This window comes from Microbacterium gubbeenense DSM 15944 (assembly GCF_000422745.1).
GTDB classification, from domain to species: domain Bacteria; phylum Actinomycetota; class Actinomycetes; order Actinomycetales; family Microbacteriaceae; genus Microbacterium; species Microbacterium gubbeenense.
On sequence record NZ_AUGQ01000008.1, the window covers coordinates 13,477 to 30,577 of the forward strand.

The window sequence follows — 17,101 nt, forward strand, 5'->3', positions numbered from 1 at the left end:
TGGTTCCCGAAGGATCCACCCCGCTTGTTCAGCGAGACCGAAGGTCTTACTTGATGACCTTGGTCACCGTGCCGGCGCCGACCGTGCGGCCACCCTCACGGATCGCGAAGCCGAGTCCGTCTTCCATGGCGATGGGCTGGATGAGCTCCACCGTCATGTCCGTGGTGTCACCGGGCATGACCATCTCGGTGCCCTCGGGCAGCGAGATGACGCCGGTCACGTCCGTGGTACGGAAGTAGAACTGCGGGCGGTAGTTCGTGTAGAACGGGTTGTGACGGCCACCCTCGTCCTTCGAGAGGATGTAGGCGGTGCCCTCGAAGTTGGTGTGCGGCGTAACCGAACCCGGCTTCACGACGACCTGGCCGCGCTCGACGTCCTCACGCTTCAGACCGCGAAGCAGGAGGCCACAGTTCTCGCCGGCCCATGCCTCGTCGAGCTGCTTGTGGAACATCTCGATACCCGTGACCGTGGTCTTCTGGGTGTCGCGGATGCCGACGATCTCGACCTCGGAGTTGATCGCGAGGGTGCCGCGCTCGGCGCGACCCGTAACGACCGTGCCACGACCGGTGATCGTGAAGACGTCCTCAACGGGCATCAGGAAGGGCTTGTCGCGGTCGCGGACGGGCTCCGGGATCGACTCGTCGACGGCCTCCATGAGCTCGACGATGCGCTGCGTCCACTTCTCGTCGCCCTGGAGCGCCTGGTAGCCGGACACCTGCACGACGGGAGCGTTGTCACCGTCGAAGCCCTGCGACGACAGCAGCTCGCGAACCTCGAGCTCGACGAGCTCCAGGATCTCCTCGTCGTCGACCATGTCGCACTTGTTGAGCGCGACGAGCAGGTACGGCACGCCGACCTGCTTGGCGAGCAGCACGTGCTCGCGCGTCTGCGCCATGGGACCGTCGGTCGCGGCGACCACGAGGATCGCGCCGTCCATCTGGGCGGCACCGGTGATCATGTTCTTGACGTAGTCAGCGTGACCAGGGGCGTCGACGTGAGCGTAGTGACGCTTGGGCGTCTCGTACTCGACGTGCGACACGTTGATCGTGATACCGCGATCGCGCTCCTCCGGAGCCGAGTCGATCGTGTTGAAGTCGCGCATGACGTTCACGTCAGACGGGTACTTTTCCGCGAGCACCTTGGAGATGGCGGCGGTCAGGGTCGTCTTACCGTGGTCAACGTGACCGATGGTACCGATGTTGACGTGCGGCTTGTTGCGCTCGAACTTGGCCTTAGCCACTGGGTCCTCCTCAGGACGTTCGTGGAGGGATACGGGCGCTGGATTGCGACCGGTTCACTCCGGGGTTTGTTTCAGTCTAATAGAGACAAGTCTGTGTGAAGTTGTACGTGGTGGATGGGGCCGGAGTCTCACCGACCCCATCCGAGAGCCATCGGGGCTGGCGAGTGTTACTCGCCCTTGCCCTTCTGGATGATCTCGTCAGCGACCGCCTTGGGCACCTCAGCGTAGCTGTTGAACGTCATCGAGTACACGGCGCGTCCCGAGGTCTTCGACCGCAGGTCACCGATGTAACCGAACATGCTCGACAGCGGCACGAGAGCCTGGACGACCTTGACGCCCTGAGCATCCTCCATCGACTGCACCTGGCCACGACGCGAGTTCAGGTCGCCGATGACGTCGCCCATGTACTCCTCGGGCGTACGCACCTCGACGCTCATGAGCGGCTCGAGCAGCACGGGGCCCGCCTTCTGGATGGCCTCCTTGAAGCCCATCGAACCGGCGATCTTGAACGCCATCTCCGAGGAGTCGACGTCGTGCGAGGCACCGTCTGTGAGGGTCGCCTTCACGCCCACCATCGGGTAGCCGGCGAGCACGCCGACGTTCATCGCGTCCTGGAAACCGGCGTCGACCGACGGGATGTACTCGCGCGGGATGCGACCACCGGTGACGGCGTTGACGAACTCGTAGATCTTGTCGCCCTCGACCTCGAGCGGCTCGAGCTTGAACTGGATCTTCGCGAACTGACCCGATCCACCCGTCTGCTTCTTGTGGGTGAAGTCGTGGCGCTCGACCGCGCGACGGATCGTCTCGCGGTAGGCGACCTGCGGCTTGCCGACGTTCGCCTCAACCTTGAACTCGCGCTTCATGCGGTCGACGAGGATGTCGAGGTGGAGCTCGCCCATGCCCTTGACGATCGTCTGACCGGTCTCGGCGTTGTTCTCGACGCGGAAGGTCGGGTCCTCCTCAGCGAGCTTCTGGATCGCGAGACCCAGCTTCTCCTGGTCGGCCTTCGTCTTCGGCTCGATCGCAACCTCGATGACAGGCTCGGGGAACGTCATCGACTCGAGAACGACCTGCTTGCCCGGGTCGGACAGCGTGTCGCCCGTCGTGGTGTCCTTGAGGCCGATGACCGCGTAGATGTGGCCAGCGGTGACCGAGTCGACCGGCTGCTCCTTGTTGGCGTGCATCTGGAAGATCTTCCCGATGCGCTCCTTCTTGCCCTTGGTCGAGTTGACGATCTGCGAGCCCGAGTCGAGGTGACCCGAGTACACGCGGATGTAGGTCAGGCGACCGAAGAACGGGTGCGTGACGACCTTGAACGCGAGGGCCGTGAAGGGCTCCTCGGCGTCGGCGTGACGCTCGATGACGATCGACTCGTCCTTCGGGTCGTGCGCCTCGATGGCGGGCACGTCGAGCGGCGACGGGAGGTAGTCCACGACCGCGTCGAGCATCGGCTGCACACCGCGGTTCTTGAACGCCGAACCGCAGAACACGGGGAAGGCGTCGCCGTTGACCGTGAGCTTGCGGATGCCGGACTTGATCTCGTCGTTGGTCAGCGCCTCGCCCGCGAAGTACTTCTCGAGCAGTGCGTCGTCGGCCTCAGCGGCCGCCTCGACGAGCTTCTCGCGGTACTCCTCGGCCTTCTCCTGAAGGTCGGCGGGGATCTCGCCGGTCTCGTAGGTCGCGCCCATCGTGACGTCACCCTTGGAGTCGCCGGGCCAGACCTGCGACTTCATGGTGATGAGGTCGACGACGCCGACGAACTCGTGCTCCGAACCGATCGGAAGCTGCATGACGATCGGCTTCGCCTTGAGGCGGTTGATGATCGTGTCGACCGTGTAGTAGAAGTCGGCGCCCAGCTTGTCCATCTTGTTGACGAAGCAGATCCGCGGAACGTTGTACTTGTCGGCCTGGCGCCAGACGGTCTCCGACTGGGGCTCGACGCCCTCCTTGCCGTCGAAGACGGCGACCGCGCCGTCGAGCACGCGAAGCGAGCGCTCGACCTCGACCGTGAAGTCGACGTGGCCGGGGGTGTCGATGATGTTGACCTGGGTGCCGCCCCAGAAACTGGTCACGGCAGCGGAGGTGATCGTGATGCCACGCTCCTGCTCCTGCTCCATCCAGTCCGTCGTCGCGCCACCGTCGTGCGTTTCGCCGATCTTGTGGTTGACGCCCGTGTAGAACAGGATGCGCTCGGTCGTCGTGGTCTTACCGGCATCAATGTGGGCCATGATGCCGATGTTGCGGACCTTCTTGAGGTCGGTGAGCACGTCTTGTGCCACTTCGGGTTCCTTACGTGAGAAAAGGGATGAAACGGGAACGTCGGCCCCAGATGCGCCCGGACGAGCGATCCGGGGCCGACGTAAGGCGCTGTGACTTACCAGCGGTAGTGCGCGAAGGCCCGGTTCGACTCGGCCATCTTGTGCGTGTCCTCGCGACGCTTCACAGCGGCGCCCAGACCGTTCGACGCGTCGAGGATCTCGTTCATGAGACGCTCGGTCATCGTCTTCTCGCGGCGACCCTTGGCGTAGCTCACGAGCCAGCGAAGGGCGAGCGTGTTGGCGCGGTGAGGCTTGACCTCGACCGGCACCTGGTACGTCGAGCCACCGACGCGGCGGCTGCGGACCTCGAGCGTCGGGCGCACGTTGTCGAGCGCCTTCTTCAGCGTGGCCACGGCGTCGCCGTCGGTCTTCGCGTCGACACCCGAGAGGGCGCCGTACACGATGTTCTCTGCGAGCGCCTTCTTGCCGTGAACAAGAATCTTGTTCACGAGCTGCGTGACGATCGGAGCGCCGTATACCGGGTCGTTGACGACGGGACGCTTGGGGGCGGGACCCTTACGAGGCATCTAACTCAACCCTTCTTCGCGCCGTAGACGCTGCGCGCCTGCTTGCGGTTCTTGACGGCCTGCGTGTCGAGGGCGCCGCGGACGATGCGGTAACGCACACCCGGGAGGTCCTTCACACGACCGCCGCGGACGAGCACCAGCGAGTGCTCCTGGAGGTTGTGGCCCTCACCGGGGATGTAGGCCGTGACCTCGTTGCCGTTGCGGAGCTTCACACGAGCGACCTTGCGCATCGCCGAGTTCGGCTTCTTGGGCGTGGTGGTGTACACGCGGGTGCAGACACCGGCCTGCTGCGGGTTCGCCTTCAGTGCCGGCGAGTTCGAAGACTTCTTCTTCGACTGGCGGCCCTTGCGAACCAACTGCTGAATAGTTGGCACGTCTCTCCTAGTTTCATTGCTGCACGGTGACAGCAAGTCGTGATTTTTCACGTGGATCCGCCCATCCGAACGAATGTCAGGATGTTGGTGACGGATATGCCGTGGGGGTGAACCTGTTCGCAGGTCTTGACCCATTCGCGCGCATGCCGAGGGCACACACGCAGACTGATCCATCATACGCTTGCGACACGCGCGCCGCAAACGCTGATGGATCACTACTCTGAGTGTATGGAGCGGTCTCTCAGCACACGCGTCGCGCAGGCGGTCGACGCCTGGCTCCGCTGGCTGCCGCGATGGGAGCCGGCGACGCACCGCGGGCGGCGGTCACCGTGCCCGCGCTGCTTCGGATCCCCCGTGCTGACCGCCGCGGGACTCGCCGACGACACGCCGCACGGGGTGCAGCACGGGCTGTCGACGCGCATCAAGGCGATCGTCGACCAGCTGGTCGCCGAGTACACGTCGAACAACCTGCCGATGCTGCAGGCCGAGCTCGATCAGCAGGCCGCGCGCAACCGGGCGCGCAGCTACCGGCCGCGCGAGCACCTGGGGCCCGAGTTCGATGGGCTGCCGCTCGATCCCGAGCCCGAGCCCGGCGCGCCGTTCCTGTTCACGATCTCCGGCTTCGAGGAGCAGGCCGCGGCCGAAACGCCTCCCCTGCCGCCCCTCACCGACGAGGCGAAAGTCGCGCTGCGCCGCGAGGTCGCACTGGCGGACGAGTTCGCGAACGAGGCGGGCCGCGAGATCTGCCGACTGCTGAGCGACCACCGCGTGCGGATCCGCACGGCAATCACCACGTTCGTCGATCCGCAGATCGATCAGATGCTGCGCGAGCTGACCACATCGCTCGATGCCCCGTTCGACCCCCGCGACCTCGGATCCTGACACCCGTCACTCGTCCTCCCACGGCCAGCGGGGGCGGCCCGCCGCCGTGCGGCGCACCGCGAGCGCGGCCCAGGACGAGATGAGCGCCGCGACGAGGATCATCGGCGACACCCACCCGGTGAGGATCTCGCTGAGCACGCCCCCGACGATCCCCAGGTTCCCCGTCGAGAACAGCGCCGCGAGCCCCAGCGTGAGCGCGTGGATCGCGGCCGTGCCGATCGCCGTGGATCCGGCGAACCAGTAGCTCGGGCGCTCGCGCCGCGCCGGGCCGACCAGGAAGCCGGCGAACGCAAGGATCGATATGCCCGCCGCGACATATGCGGCGATGAGGCTCACGCCCGTCGTCGTGATCACGTCATCGTCGATGATGAGGCTGCCGAACCCGAGCCCGGCCACGACGAGCGCGAGATAGGCGACGCTCGCGAACGACACGAGCGCCGGAGTCGGAACCTGAGCGGAGGAGGCCATGCCCCTATCCTCCCCCGGAATCGACGAATGCCCGCCGGATCTCTCCAGCGGGCATTCGTCGTATCGAGGGGGCAGGTTACGGGGCCTTGGGGCCCTCGGACATCAGCCGCTCGTACTCGTCGCGCTCGACCTGGTTCTGCACCGTGACGCGGGCGCCGCGGCGCGACACCCAGGCACCGAACCAGATCGTCACCTCGCGGGCGATGATGATCGCCGCGAGCGCCATCGGCGTGAACACGACGTTGAGCAGCAGGTCGGCGCCCTCGCTCGCGGTGATGTTCCAGAAGGGCGCTGCGAGGAACGCCCCGAGGATGTGGCCGACGTAGGTCAGCAGCGCGACGATCAGGCCGAGCACCACCCACGACCACCAGCGGGCGCGGTTCACGAACACGCCGAGCAGCCAGAACGACAGCCAGAACGCCACGACCGTGACCCAGAACGACGGCTGCAGCAGCACGTCGGTCGCGAACGCCAGCGGATCCAGCACCGCCTCGGTGCCCATCGCCGGCACGGCCGCGACGAAGATCTGCCAGAGGTACGCGACCGCGGCGTACAGCACGCCGAACACGACCGCCGCGAGCAGGCCGATCAGGCCGGCCGCGCCGCGGTTGCCGCGGGCACGGGGCGGCTCAGGAGCCTGCACGAAGATCGGGCCGGGCGCCGCCGCGGCGTGCGCGTTCGGCGCCTCGCGCGGTTCCTCGACCACGGCCGGCTCGGCGCGTGCGGGCTCGGACGCCGTGAACGTCTCGGTCTTGGCGGGCTCGAACCACGGATCCGCCGCCTTGTCGGCCGGTTCCGGCTCGCGCGCGCCGGGGGCGACGGGAGCGGCGGAGGCCGTGTCGGCCTCGAGGCGGTCGAGCTCGGCGGCGAGGGCCTCGTAGTCGGGCTCCTCGGTCGGCTCATCCGGCGTGGCGGTGCCGCGGGACTCGGGAGCCTCCGCGCCCGAAGCGGCCGCATCGGGCTCGACAGCCGCCTCTTCGTGCTCGACGGCCGCGGCGCGGAACGCCGGGGTGTCATCGGTCGCAGCGCTCTCGGGCGCGATGACATCCGGCTCGGAACCGGCAGCGCGGAACTCGGTCGTGTCGGGCGCGGCGCCGCTGCGGGTGATCTCTTCCGCTGGCTGAGAAGTCTCAGCGTCGACGGATCCTTCGTCGTAGGCCGGCGAGTCCGCTGCACGGGTCTCGTCAGCCGTCGAGAGGTCCGCAGAAGCGGCCTGCTCGGCGTCGTCGACGTGCTCGCCGACTGTGTCGTTCGTGTCCTTCTTCGAACCCAGTTCGTCGCTCATCGCGGGCGCTCCTCACGGCGGGGGATCTCCCCTCCCGCGGCAGACTAACGCGGGATGCATGTCACGCACGTGCGCCACGCGCGTGGCACGGCGCCTATTCAGCGGAGCCGGAGCGCAGCCAGTCGAAGAATCCGAAGAAGATCCCGTCCAGCCAATCGCCCACCGCCGGGAAGAACGGCAGCGCCGCCCACACCAGCAGCGCGATGACGGCGAGCACGATCACCGTGCCGATCGCGGTCGCGATCCTGCTGCGTCCTCCGATCGCCATGCCGCCAGGATAAGGCGCGCACTCGTCACGACGTTGTTCGCCATGCGCAAATACTTTCTTGACGATGTTACTTAATGCTGTCAAGATTGCCGCGTCGTCGCACCGTGCGGCGACGTAAGGAGTCAGCATGGTGACAAGCAAACGCATCACACTGGTCACGCTCACGGCTGCGGCCCTAGCGACGGGAACGCTTTCGAGCGGATCCGCTGCCGCGGAGGATGTCGAGCATCGCGTGGACTCTCCGGACGGCAGCACGTCGATTCTCATCACCGACGGACCCGGCGGGTCGGTGAGCTACACCGTCGAACGAGACGGCGCAATGGTCATCGAGGATTCAGCAATGGGGCTGGAGACCGCGGCGGTCGATCTGTCGACAGGTCTGACGTTCATCACAGAATCGCGCGATCGTGTCGACCAGGAATACACCCTCGTCGAAGAGTTCAACGGGGCCGTCTCGTCGTCGGCAAATGAGCTGACCCTGACCTACGAGCGCGATGGCGCGCAGCTCGACGTCGTCCTGCAAGCACACGACGACGGCGTTGCTTTCCGCTACGAGGTCTCGGGCGTCGGCGCAACGACGATCACCGGAGAGGACACCGAATTCGCGCTCCCGGACGGCACGAATGTCTGGGCGAGCGACTATCGGGAGGCACGCGACTACGAAGACTCCTATCCCCGAGTTCGCGCGGACGAGATGGGAGAACGCCACTTCGCCATGCCGACGCTTGCGGGCCTCGCCGACGAGTCAACGTGGGCGCTGATCTCCGAGTCGGCCGTCGCTGTCGACCCGACCTATCCTGCCGTTCGCTTGGATGCACGCGGAAACGGCGACCGAACCCTGACAACCGCGCTGCCGGGACCGGACGAGGATGTCTTCAATACGTCGGTCGCCGCGACCGAGGTCCCCGCTGATAACGATTTCCGGACGCCATGGCGCGCAATCGCGGTCGGCTCGTTGGACGACATCGCGAACACCAGCCTGTTCACGGATCTCGCCCCGGCTCCCGCCGCGGACCTGAACACCGACTGGATCCGCCCCGGCAAAGCCCTCTGGTCATGGTGGTCGAACGAGGAGAAGGAGTCGGAGGGCGACGACATGCAGCAGTCGCAGGTCGAGTACCTCGACGAAGCAGAACGGCTCGGCATGCAATATGTGACGGTCGACTGCTGTTACGACGACACGGATGGATCCGTCGAGTACCTGGCCGACTATGCGCGCGATCGCGACATGGGAATCTTCATCTGGATGAACAAGGGCGACTTCCAGAATGACAACGGCACTTACTACTCGCAAGCACAGGTCGATGACGTCATGCGTGGGATCGCAGACCGCGGAGTCGCGGGGGTGAAGATCGACTTCATGCAGTCCGATCGGCTGGAGACGATCGCGCTGTACGACCGCATCTCGAAAGCCGGGCTGGAAGCGGAGGTGCTCGTGAACTTCCACGGCAGCACGAAACCCGCCGGAGAGAACAGGACGTACCCGAACCTGATCACGTCCGAAGCGGTGCTCGGCAGCGAACAGTACAAGTACGGGCGGCCGCCGACCGCAACCGACAGCGCGACCTACCCGTTCACGCGGAACCCCGTCGGCGGCATGGATATGACTCCCGTCATCTTCTCGAACAAGGAGCTGCTGACCACGCACGGCCATCAGATCGGTCAGAGCGTCGTGTTCGCATCCGCGATGCAGCACTTCGCTGACGCTGCCGCCGCCTACGAAACATGGATCGGGCGCCACCTGCTCAGTGCAGTCCCGACCGTGTGGGACGAGAGCCACGTGGTCGAGGGATACCCCGGTGCGCACGCCACGCTCGCTCGGCGCTCCGGGGAGGATTGGTTCGTCGGATCCGTCTCGAGCGACGCTCGCACATCCACGGTGCCCCTCGATTTCCTCGAGGAAGGCACGTACACCGCAACAGTGTTCGCTGATGATGACAGCGACCGTCAGATCGCCGAGACTACTCGCGAAGTCTCGGCATCGACTGTGCTCACAATGCCTGTTCGCGAGAACGGCGGATACGCCGTGCACATCTCCAGAACGCCTCTCCCGATGAACGGTGCGAGCGACCGCGTGCTCGAGGCGGAGGACGCCGTACTCACCGGCAGCGCGAGCCTGGCCGATTGCCCCGGCTGCTCCGGCGGCGCCAAGATCGGAAACCTCGGACATGATGCCGCCGTCGAGTTCCAGAACATCACCGCATCGCAGACCGGCTCGCACACCCTTCGCGTCGGTTATCTGTCCGCGGACCCGCGCGAGTTCACGATCTCCGTCAACGGCGGACCTGAGCAGAGCGTCTACCCGCCGCGATCGGGCGGGGGCAACGCCGATAACCCGAGCGGCTGGGACATCGTTCGCGATGTGGAGGTTCCCGTGGCCCTCGAGGACGGTGCGAACTCGATCCGGTTCGGCGGCGGTGACTACGTGCCCGACATCGACCGCGTCATCGTCGAGACGACATACGAGGCCGAATCCCCGGAGAATCGCCGCACCGGCAACACGCGCATAACCCCATGCGAGGTCGAAGGCTGTACGGGATCGCAAGTGAGCATGTCGGACGGACGGTCTCGGCTCTCGTTCACGGGCGTCGAAGCGACACGCGCCGGATCGACCACGGTGCAGGTGCGTTACTCCGCCGAGAACGCCACCGAGGTCGAGATGCTCGTCGACGCCGAACGTGTCACTGTTCCTCTGCCGTCCACCGGAGGCACCATCGGCACACAGACGGTCTTCCTGGACCTCGCCGAGGGGGCGAACACGATCACCGCGGTCTCGCAGGGCGGTGCGGTGATGGTGGATGCGTTGACCGTGCGTCAGTAACACCAGCGGCCACGGCGAAGGGGGCGATCCGCAACGGATCGCCCCCTTCGTGCCGCGCGGCTCATTCCACCGCGGTCACGTGCAGCACTAGGGCTTGGCCGGGATTGAGGAGGGGAAGAGGCAGACCCTGCTCGAGCACGGCGCCTGAGCACACGAAGCCTGCCTCGGCAGCGAGCCACGAAGGATCGCCGATCTGATGACGGCTCACCGGGCCGACCTCCTCACGCGCACGCACTCGGTAGCTTTGCTCCGGGTCCAGTCCGGGCATGGGTACGCGCGGTGTATGCGCCGCACTGCTCGTGTCGAGACGCACCCATGCGTACACAGCCTCGCGGCGATCGTCGGTGACGATTCCATGCAACAGCGTGCCATCATCGACGTGATCGGCTCGCACCGTCACGCCCGAATGCAACACGCCACGGAGCTCCCGATACATCCGGGCCCAGGCCGAGACGGCATCGAACTCCTCGTTCGAGCACGCACTCAGATCCCACTCAATTCCTGCGTGCCCGAACAGCGCGGTCGCCGCACGGAACGAGAAGTCCGCTTGGCGGTGCGTGGTGTGCGACTCCTCCGGTCCGATGTGTGTGCCGACGAGCTCGGGCGGAAGCAGGGTCGATAGTCCTCGTTGAATTCGCTGCCGCTCCGTCGGGTCGTTGCAGTCCGAAGCCCAGACACGGTCGGTGTGCTCGAGGATTCCGAGGTCAGCTCGGCCTCCCCCCGAAGCACACGTCTCGATCTCGAGCTGCGGATGTCGTCGACGCAGCTCGGCGAGCATTCGATACAGCCCGAGGGTCTGCGCGTGCATGCGCCGCGCGCCGTCTGCTCCCATTGCTGCATGCAGGTCGCGATTGTGGTCCCACTTCACGAAGTCCACGGCGGCCTCGATGATCACACGATCGAGGCGCTCAAGGATGTGCTCGACCACGTCGTCTCGCGAGAAATCGAGCGCGAACTGGTGACGCCACTTCAGCTCGCCAGCCTCGCGCAGCACCCAGTCCGGATGTGCGCGCGCGAGATCGGAGTCGAGGTTGACCATCTCCGGCTCGACCCACAACCCGAACTGCATGCCGCGACCGTGCACACGGTCGGACAGCGGGCGGAGGCCCTCAGGCCATGGCCCCGCGTCGACGAACCAGTCTCCGAGCCCGGCCGTGTCGCCGCGGCGACCTCGGAACCAGCCGTCGTCGAGTACGAAGCGCTCGACGCCGACGTCGGCCGCCGCATCCGCGAGTTCGGCGAGTGTGTCGAAGTCGTGGTCGAAATACACGGCTTCCCACGTATTCAGCAACAGCGGGCGCGGACGGGTGGGGTGCACCGTCCGCGCGCGGACCGACCGGTGGAAACGTTCGGTCACGCCATCGATGCCGCTGTCACTCCAGGCGAGCACGACGCCAGGAGATCGATACTCCTCACCGGGCTGAAGCTTCACTTCTCCGGCGTCGAGAAGTTCGCCGGCTCCCAGAACTGAGCTATGCGCACCTGCACCCTCGGGGAGTCTCTCGACGATGGTCTCGGAGTTCCCGCTCCACGCGATGTGGCTCGCCCAGACCTCGCCGGTCCGATACGCGAAACCCGGTGTTCCGACGATGGTGATCAGCGACGTGTCGTGCCCTGGCCGGCCTCGACGCGACGTGCGAACCCACGATCCGTCACGGATGGAAGCCCGCTGCGGCTGGAACTCGCGAGTCCACCTCCCCGTGTGATCCACTATTTCGGCGGCGCGCGCCGGGATCGGCAGCAGCACGCGAACGGCAGTGACATCGATGACCCGATCGAGGCTGGTGTTGAGCACGCTCGAGCTCGCGTGCAGCACGCCCGCTTCGTCGAGACGGTAGGCGACCTCCACCTCGGCCGTGCTCGCGGTACTGAATCGCAGCGTCGCTGCGGCACCCTCGCTCTCCACCGCAGTCAGATGAAGCGATTCGATTCGGGCGCCGTCCTCGGTGCGCGCGTCGAGCGCTGGCGTTCCGGACCAGCCGAACGCCCGACTGGCGATGACCGGAAACGATCGCGGCACGTCGACAGAACTGTTCAGGATCGCCGGCCGAGCCGACGCGACCATTCCTGCGACATCGGCGTCGCGCAACGCAGCCCCCCAGTGCACGATGTCGGGCACGTCGAAGGTGCCTTGCGCGATCACCACGCTCACGCCAGCTCGACGGAGGTGGATGGGGTCGAGGGGAGCACTTGCTGCCCCGCCACGTTTTTGCTCATCGTGAATTTTTATAGTTGACGTCATGAACTAAGTCTGCTTATCCTCGACCTGCAACGCAAGCCGCACCCCAGACCCGCAATGGAGCAACCCATCGACAGGCATCCGTCCCTCGCCCCTGCCGCACAGATCATTCGCGGCCATCGCCAGGCCTCGATCTCCTCATCCGACGATGCCCTCGCGCTGCGGCTGGTGTCCTCCGGCGAGGAGGTCGCCACGATCGCGCTCGGTGTGACCTTCGAGAACATCGAGCTCGGGTCCGGTGCAACAGTCATCGATTCGACCAGCCGAACCGTGGAGGAGCAGTACACCGCCGCGTTCGGCAAGGCCGCGGGTACCCACCGCGTGGACCATGACGAGCTCACTGTCTCCCTGCGCACAGCGGAGGTCGACTGGGCCGTCATCGTCCGAGTCTCCGATGACGGGTTCGCTTTCCGCTATGCGCTGCCCGACACAGCCGGAGCCCTCGGAGCCGAAGCGACCCGAGTTCATGTTGCGCGCGACTCACGCGCGTGGGTCCTCGAGTACTCGACCTGGTACGAGACGATGCGGGAGGGCCACGATCTCCGCGACCTCGCCCCGGGCGACTACGGATTCCCCCTGCTGGTCGAGGTCGCCCCGCGCTCGTTCCTGCTCCTGACGGAGTCCGACATCGACGGACGTCATTCGGGCGCACACGCTGAGTTCGACGGCAGGGCGTTTCGCATCGTGGCGGCCGACTCTCCGCTCACGGTCGATGCCGGCCACCGCACGCCGTGGCGCGCCGTCATCTCCGGCGAGCTTTCGGAGGTCGTGGCCTCGAACCTCGTCGATGACCTCGCCCCTGCATGCGCGCACGATGCCTTCGTGCCTCGTCCGGGGCGCGCTGCCTGGTCGTGGTGGTCGAGTCAGTTCTCCGGCGCGTATCTTGAGGTGCAGAAGCGCTTCACCGACTTCGCCGCCGAACAGGGTTGGGAACACGTTCTCGTGGACTGTGGTTGGGACGCGGCGTGGGTGCCTGAGCTGGTGTCCTATGCGTCCGTCCGCGGCGTCCAGGTGCATGTGTGGAGCTCGTGGGACGATCTCGACGGCGAAGAGAACCTCAAGAAACTCGGTCTCTGGCGATCCTGGGGCGTTGCCGGGATCAAGGTCGACTTCATGGAGTCGGAGTCGCAGGTCAGGTACCGCTGGTACGACGCGATCATCGCCGAAACGGCTCGCGTCGGACTGGCCGTCAACTTCCACGGATCGGTGATTCCGCGCGGTTGGGCGCGCACGCACCCTCATGTCATCAGCTACGAGGGCATTCGCGGTGCTGAGTATTACGTCTTCTACGGTCATCCGCTCACCGCAGCGCACAACGTGATCCAGCCGTTCACTCGCAACGTCGTCGGATCTATGGACTACACCCCCGTCACATTCAGCGCTCCCGAGCGCGAGACCAGCGACGGACATGAACTCGCGCTCAGTGTCGTCTACGAGAGCGGCATCACCCACTTCGCCGACGACCCTGATGAGTACCGGGCCCGACCACTTGCCGCGCAGATGCTGGCCGAGCTTCCTGCGTCCTGGCAGGAGACGCGTCTGCTCGGCGGCCACCCCGACACGCACGCGGTGATCGCCCGACGCTATGGTGACCGTTGGTTCGTCGGCGGCATCAGCGCCGACGCCGCCGCACGAACGGTGGACATCGACCTCGCGGCGCTCGCCCACGGCCCGACTGACGCGTGGATCGTGCACGATGCCGATGGCGCTCTGGGTGAGACAATCCGAGCAGGAGAAGCAGACGTCATCACGATCGAGCTCGCCCCTCGCGGCGGCTTCGTCGCCATCTTGGCCGCTGCGGGTGCGCCGTTGCGCCGCGCCACCGCGCAAGAAGTAGTCGCCGCGCCGTCCGTGGGGTCGCCTCTGGTTCTCCTGACTGATGCCAGCGTCAGGATCAACACGGATGCGGGCGCTGTCCGTACGCCGCCCGGCTGGTCCGCGGCGCGCTGCTCCGGCGGGTGGGAGCTTCGCCCCGACACGGCTCCGACCTCGGGCGACCTCGTCGTTGTAACACTCGAGAGCGCGGGTTACGACGGTGTTCCAGCGGTGAGCCATGCACGAATCGCCGTTCCGCATTCGATACCGAAGGACGTCTCCCTGCTCCCCTTCCTCTCGGCGCACAACGCGGTCGGCCCTGTCGAACGCGGACTCGCCAACGGCGGCCCAGATCCCCGAGACGGCCAGCCGTTGAGCGTCGGCGGAGAGACGTTCGCCAACGGCCTCGGCGTGTCGCAGGACTCTGCGGTGAGCTTCGTCACGTCCGGGGCCGTGCGCCTCACCGGCAGCGCTGCCGTCGACGACGAGACGCCCGACGCGTCGGCCGTCTGCGAGATCCTCGCCGACGGGATCATCGTGTGGCGCGAACAGACCACGGGAGGAGCTCCGCCGACATCCTTCGATATCGACGTGTCCTCCACCACCGTCGTCACTCTTCGAACCAAGCCGTCGAAAGCCCCCGAGGCCCACGTCGACTGGCTCGCACTGCGACTGGACACCTGATCCGGCATCGACGCCGGAGCGAAAATGAGGAGAGGCAATATGCGCAAGTGGATGATGGGGGCGACTGCCGCCCTTGCAGGAGTCGGATTGCTCGCCGGATGCTCGAACGGATCGGACGCCGGAGGGGGTGACGTGACGCTGACCTACGGTGTGTGGAGCCAGGACGAGACGATGCAGGAGCTCATCGACACTTTCGAAGCCGACAACCCAGGCATCCACGTCGAGCTTCAGGTCAGCCCATGGAACGAGTTCTGGACGAAGCTTCAAGTCGCTGCCCAGGGCGGCACCGCACCCGACGCGTTCTGGATGCTCGGCGACAAGTTCCAGGTGTACGCGTCAAACGACCAGCTGTTGCCGCTCAGCGACGCGATCTCCGACGCGGGCGTCGACACGAGCGTGTATCCGGAGGCGCTCGTCGACTTGTTCACCTACGACGACGAGCTCTACGGCCTTCCGAAGGATTTCGACACTGTGGGGCTCTGGTACAACAAGGAGCTCTTCGACGCTCAAAGTGTCGATTATCCGACGTCCGACTGGACCTGGGCCGACGTGCGCAAAGCTGCGGAGGAACTCACCTCGCCTGACGAAAGCGTGTACGGCATCGCCGCACCGCTGAATCGTCAAGAAGGTTTCTACAACACGGTGGCGCAAGCCGGCGGCCACATCATCGACGGAGAAGCGTCCGGCTACGACGACCAGAAGACCCAGGCCGGAATAGCGTTCTGGACCGACTTCATCGCCGATGGATACTCACCGACGCTGCAGGAGTTCGCCGATACCGAGGCGGTTGCGCAGTTCGAGAACGGATCCGTCGCGATGTACTACGGAGGGTCGTTCTACGCCCAGCGCTTCTACGACAATGCTGAGCTCCGCGACAAGATCGACGTCGCTGTCCTGCCGGCAGGCGACGAGCGGGCGACGGTCATCAACGGGATCCAGAACGTCGGTTATGCCGGCTCCGAGCACACGGAGGAGCTGGAGAAGTTCCTCGTCTTCCTCGGCAGCGAGGAAGCCGCGGCGATCCAAGCGGAGACGGGCGCCGTCATCCCCGCATATGAGGGCACCCAGCAGGCATGGGTCGACGCTATGCCGGAGTTCAATCTGCAGGCTTTCATCGACCAGGTTCCCGACGGCGTGGTTTACCCCGTCTCCGCGAACACGGCCGCCTGGAACGCGCTCGAGGACGAGATGCTGCCTGATGCGTGGAACGGCGCGAAGCCCGTCTCGGAGGTCGCCGACGAACTCGCCGCAGCCATGAACGACGCACTCGCCAAAGAATGATGAGTCGCGCGGCGCGTGCGCGCGTCAATCTGCCAGGGCTGGGGTTCATCGCTCCAGCCCTCGTCGGGCTCGTCGGACTCTACATCGTGCCGCTTCTCACGACGATCTTCCTCAGCTTCACCGAGACGCAGCCGTTCGGCGGCGCCGCCTTCACGGGGCTCGACAACTACGCCGCGCTCTTCTCGGACCCGCAGTTCTGGTCGTCGCTGGGCAACAGCGCCATCTATACGGGAATCGTGCTCATCGGCATCCCTATCGCGATCGTCACGGCAACCCTCATCCATCATGTGCGACGAGGCAAGGCCGTCTATCGCGTACTCTATTTCCTTCCCATCGTCACACTCCCCGTCGCCGTTGGCATGGTCTGGAGATACATTCTGAACGGTGAGTTCGGCCTGCTGAATCAAGCGCTCTCCGTCATCGGTATCGACGGCCCGAGCTGGGTCGCCGACCCATCGATCGCCATCTACGCGGTCGCCGTCGTGGGCATCTGGATGAATCTCGGCACGGCGATCATCATTCTCGGTGCGGGTCTGACCGGCATCCCTCCTGCGCTTCTCGAGGCATCCTCGCTCGATGGGGCAGGACCCGTACGCCAGTTCTTCGCAGTGACGCTGCCTCTGCTGTCGCCGAGCATCTTCTTCGTCTCAGTACTCTCGGTCATCTCGTCCTTCCAGATGTTCGACTTGATCTACGTCATGCTGCAGCGCGGCTCGGAGGCCGCGACCTCCGCACAGACGATGGTCTACTTCTTCTTCGATCAGACGTTCGTGCAGTTCAACCGCGGGTACGGCGCCGCGATCGCGGTCGTCCTGCTCGCGATCATCATGATCCTCACTGGACTGCAGTTCCAGCTGCAGCGGAAAGCGGTCTTCTATGGATGACTCGACGACCGC

The 17,101-nt window shown here is 65.7% G+C and carries 13 protein-coding genes; 5 read left to right on the forward strand and 8 right to left on the reverse strand.

The features are described from left to right. Positions 1-46 precede the first annotated feature (46 nt). From tuf to rpsL, 4 genes are all read right to left on the reverse strand, one after another. Entirely contained in the window at positions 47-1,240 is a 1,194-nt protein-coding gene (tuf, locus tag G510_RS0106785; RefSeq protein WP_029153018.1) for an elongation factor Tu, read from the reverse strand. Between the two features lie 167 nt (positions 1,241-1,407). After that, positions 1,408-3,522 (reverse strand): elongation factor G, encoded by a 2,115-nt coding sequence (gene fusA, locus G510_RS0106790; RefSeq protein ID WP_029153019.1) that lies wholly within the window; start codon positions 3,520-3,522, stop codon positions 1,408-1,410. Between the two features lie 95 nt (positions 3,523-3,617). Beyond that, positions 3,618-4,088 (reverse strand): 30S ribosomal protein S7, encoded by a 471-nt coding sequence (gene rpsG, locus G510_RS0106795; protein ID WP_029153020.1) that lies wholly within the window; start codon positions 4,086-4,088, stop codon positions 3,618-3,620. Positions 4,089-4,093: 5 nt separating this feature from the next. Then, positions 4,094-4,462, reverse strand: a complete 369-nt coding sequence (gene rpsL / locus G510_RS0106800) for a 30S ribosomal protein S12 (protein ID WP_029153021.1) — start codon at positions 4,460-4,462, stop codon at positions 4,094-4,096. Positions 4,463-4,690: 228 nt separating this feature from the next. Here rpsL and G510_RS0106805 point away from each other — a divergent pair, with 228 nt between their 5' ends. Continuing rightward, positions 4,691-5,344, forward strand: a complete 654-nt coding sequence (locus G510_RS0106805; RefSeq protein ID WP_029153022.1) for a hypothetical protein — start codon at positions 4,691-4,693, stop codon at positions 5,342-5,344. 6 nt (positions 5,345-5,350) lie between these two features. Here the strand turns inward: G510_RS0106805 and G510_RS0106810 are convergent, their stop codons facing one another. From G510_RS0106810 to G510_RS18220, 3 genes are all read right to left on the reverse strand, one after another. Next, entirely contained in the window at positions 5,351-5,812 is a 462-nt protein-coding gene (locus G510_RS0106810; RefSeq protein WP_029153023.1) for a hypothetical protein, read from the reverse strand. 76 nt (positions 5,813-5,888) lie between these two features. Continuing rightward, complete coding sequence (locus G510_RS17495) at positions 5,889-7,097, reverse strand: ABC transporter permease (protein ID WP_051216536.1); 1,209 nt, start codon at positions 7,095-7,097, stop codon at positions 5,889-5,891. 94 nt (positions 7,098-7,191) lie between these two features. Beyond that, positions 7,192-7,365, reverse strand: coding sequence for a hypothetical protein (locus G510_RS18220; protein ID WP_157560460.1), 174 nt, complete (start codon positions 7,363-7,365; stop codon positions 7,192-7,194). Positions 7,366-7,492: 127 nt separating this feature from the next. Between G510_RS18220 and G510_RS0106825 the strand changes: the two genes are divergently transcribed. Continuing rightward, positions 7,493-10,186, forward strand: coding sequence for a glycoside hydrolase family 97 N-terminal domain-containing protein (locus tag G510_RS0106825; RefSeq protein ID WP_029153024.1), 2,694 nt, complete (start codon positions 7,493-7,495; stop codon positions 10,184-10,186). 61 nt (positions 10,187-10,247) lie between these two features. Here G510_RS0106825 and G510_RS0106830 read toward each other — a convergent pair whose 3' ends face one another. Beyond that, on the reverse strand, positions 10,248-12,338 hold the full coding sequence (locus tag G510_RS0106830) for an alpha-galactosidase (protein ID WP_245563247.1): 2,091 nt from the start codon (positions 12,336-12,338) through the stop codon (positions 10,248-10,250). Between the two features lie 144 nt (positions 12,339-12,482). Between G510_RS0106830 and G510_RS17500 the strand changes: the two genes are divergently transcribed. The 3 genes from G510_RS17500 to G510_RS0106845 are packed head-to-tail and all read left to right on the forward strand — an operon-like array spanning position 12,483 to position 17,089. Continuing rightward, a complete protein-coding gene (locus G510_RS17500; protein ID WP_051216538.1) occupies positions 12,483-14,924 on the forward strand; it encodes a glycoside hydrolase family 97 catalytic domain-containing protein in 2,442 nt (813 codons plus the stop codon). Positions 14,925-14,963: 39 nt separating this feature from the next. After that, positions 14,964-16,205 carry an ABC transporter substrate-binding protein gene (locus G510_RS0106840; protein ID WP_029153026.1) on the forward strand — a complete coding sequence of 414 codons (1,242 nt, stop codon included), beginning with the start codon at positions 14,964-14,966 and terminating at the stop codon, positions 16,203-16,205. Continuing rightward, positions 16,205-17,089, forward strand: coding sequence for a carbohydrate ABC transporter permease (locus G510_RS0106845; protein WP_036322297.1), 885 nt, complete (start codon positions 16,205-16,207; stop codon positions 17,087-17,089). Before G510_RS0106840 ends, G510_RS0106845 begins: the two co-directional genes overlap by 1 nt. Positions 17,090-17,101 lie beyond the last annotated feature (12 nt).

What these genes read in the sequence shown, in the direction of transcription:
- rpsG (WP_029153020.1), bottom strand. Translation starts at nt 4,088, where the DNA reads ATGCCTCGTAAGGGTCCCGCCCCCAAGCGTCCCGTCGTCAACGACCCG.
- G510_RS0106805 (WP_029153022.1), top strand. Translation starts at nt 4,691, where the DNA reads ATGGAGCGGTCTCTCAGCACACGCGTCGCGCAGGCGGTCGACGCCTGG.
- G510_RS0106810 (WP_029153023.1), bottom strand. Translation starts at nt 5,812, where the DNA reads ATGGCCTCCTCCGCTCAGGTTCCGACTCCGGCGCTCGTGTCGTTCGCG.
- G510_RS17495 (WP_051216536.1), bottom strand. Translation starts at nt 7,097, where the DNA reads ATGAGCGACGAACTGGGTTCGAAGAAGGACACGAACGACACAGTCGGC.
- G510_RS18220 (WP_157560460.1), bottom strand. Translation starts at nt 7,365, where the DNA reads ATGGCGATCGGAGGACGCAGCAGGATCGCGACCGCGATCGGCACGGTG.
- G510_RS0106825 (WP_029153024.1), top strand. Translation starts at nt 7,493, where the DNA reads ATGGTGACAAGCAAACGCATCACACTGGTCACGCTCACGGCTGCGGCC.
- G510_RS17500 (WP_051216538.1), top strand. Translation starts at nt 12,483, where the DNA reads ATGGAGCAACCCATCGACAGGCATCCGTCCCTCGCCCCTGCCGCACAG.
- G510_RS0106840 (WP_029153026.1), top strand. Translation starts at nt 14,964, where the DNA reads ATGCGCAAGTGGATGATGGGGGCGACTGCCGCCCTTGCAGGAGTCGGA.
- G510_RS0106845 (WP_036322297.1), top strand. Translation starts at nt 16,205, where the DNA reads ATGAGTCGCGCGGCGCGTGCGCGCGTCAATCTGCCAGGGCTGGGGTTC.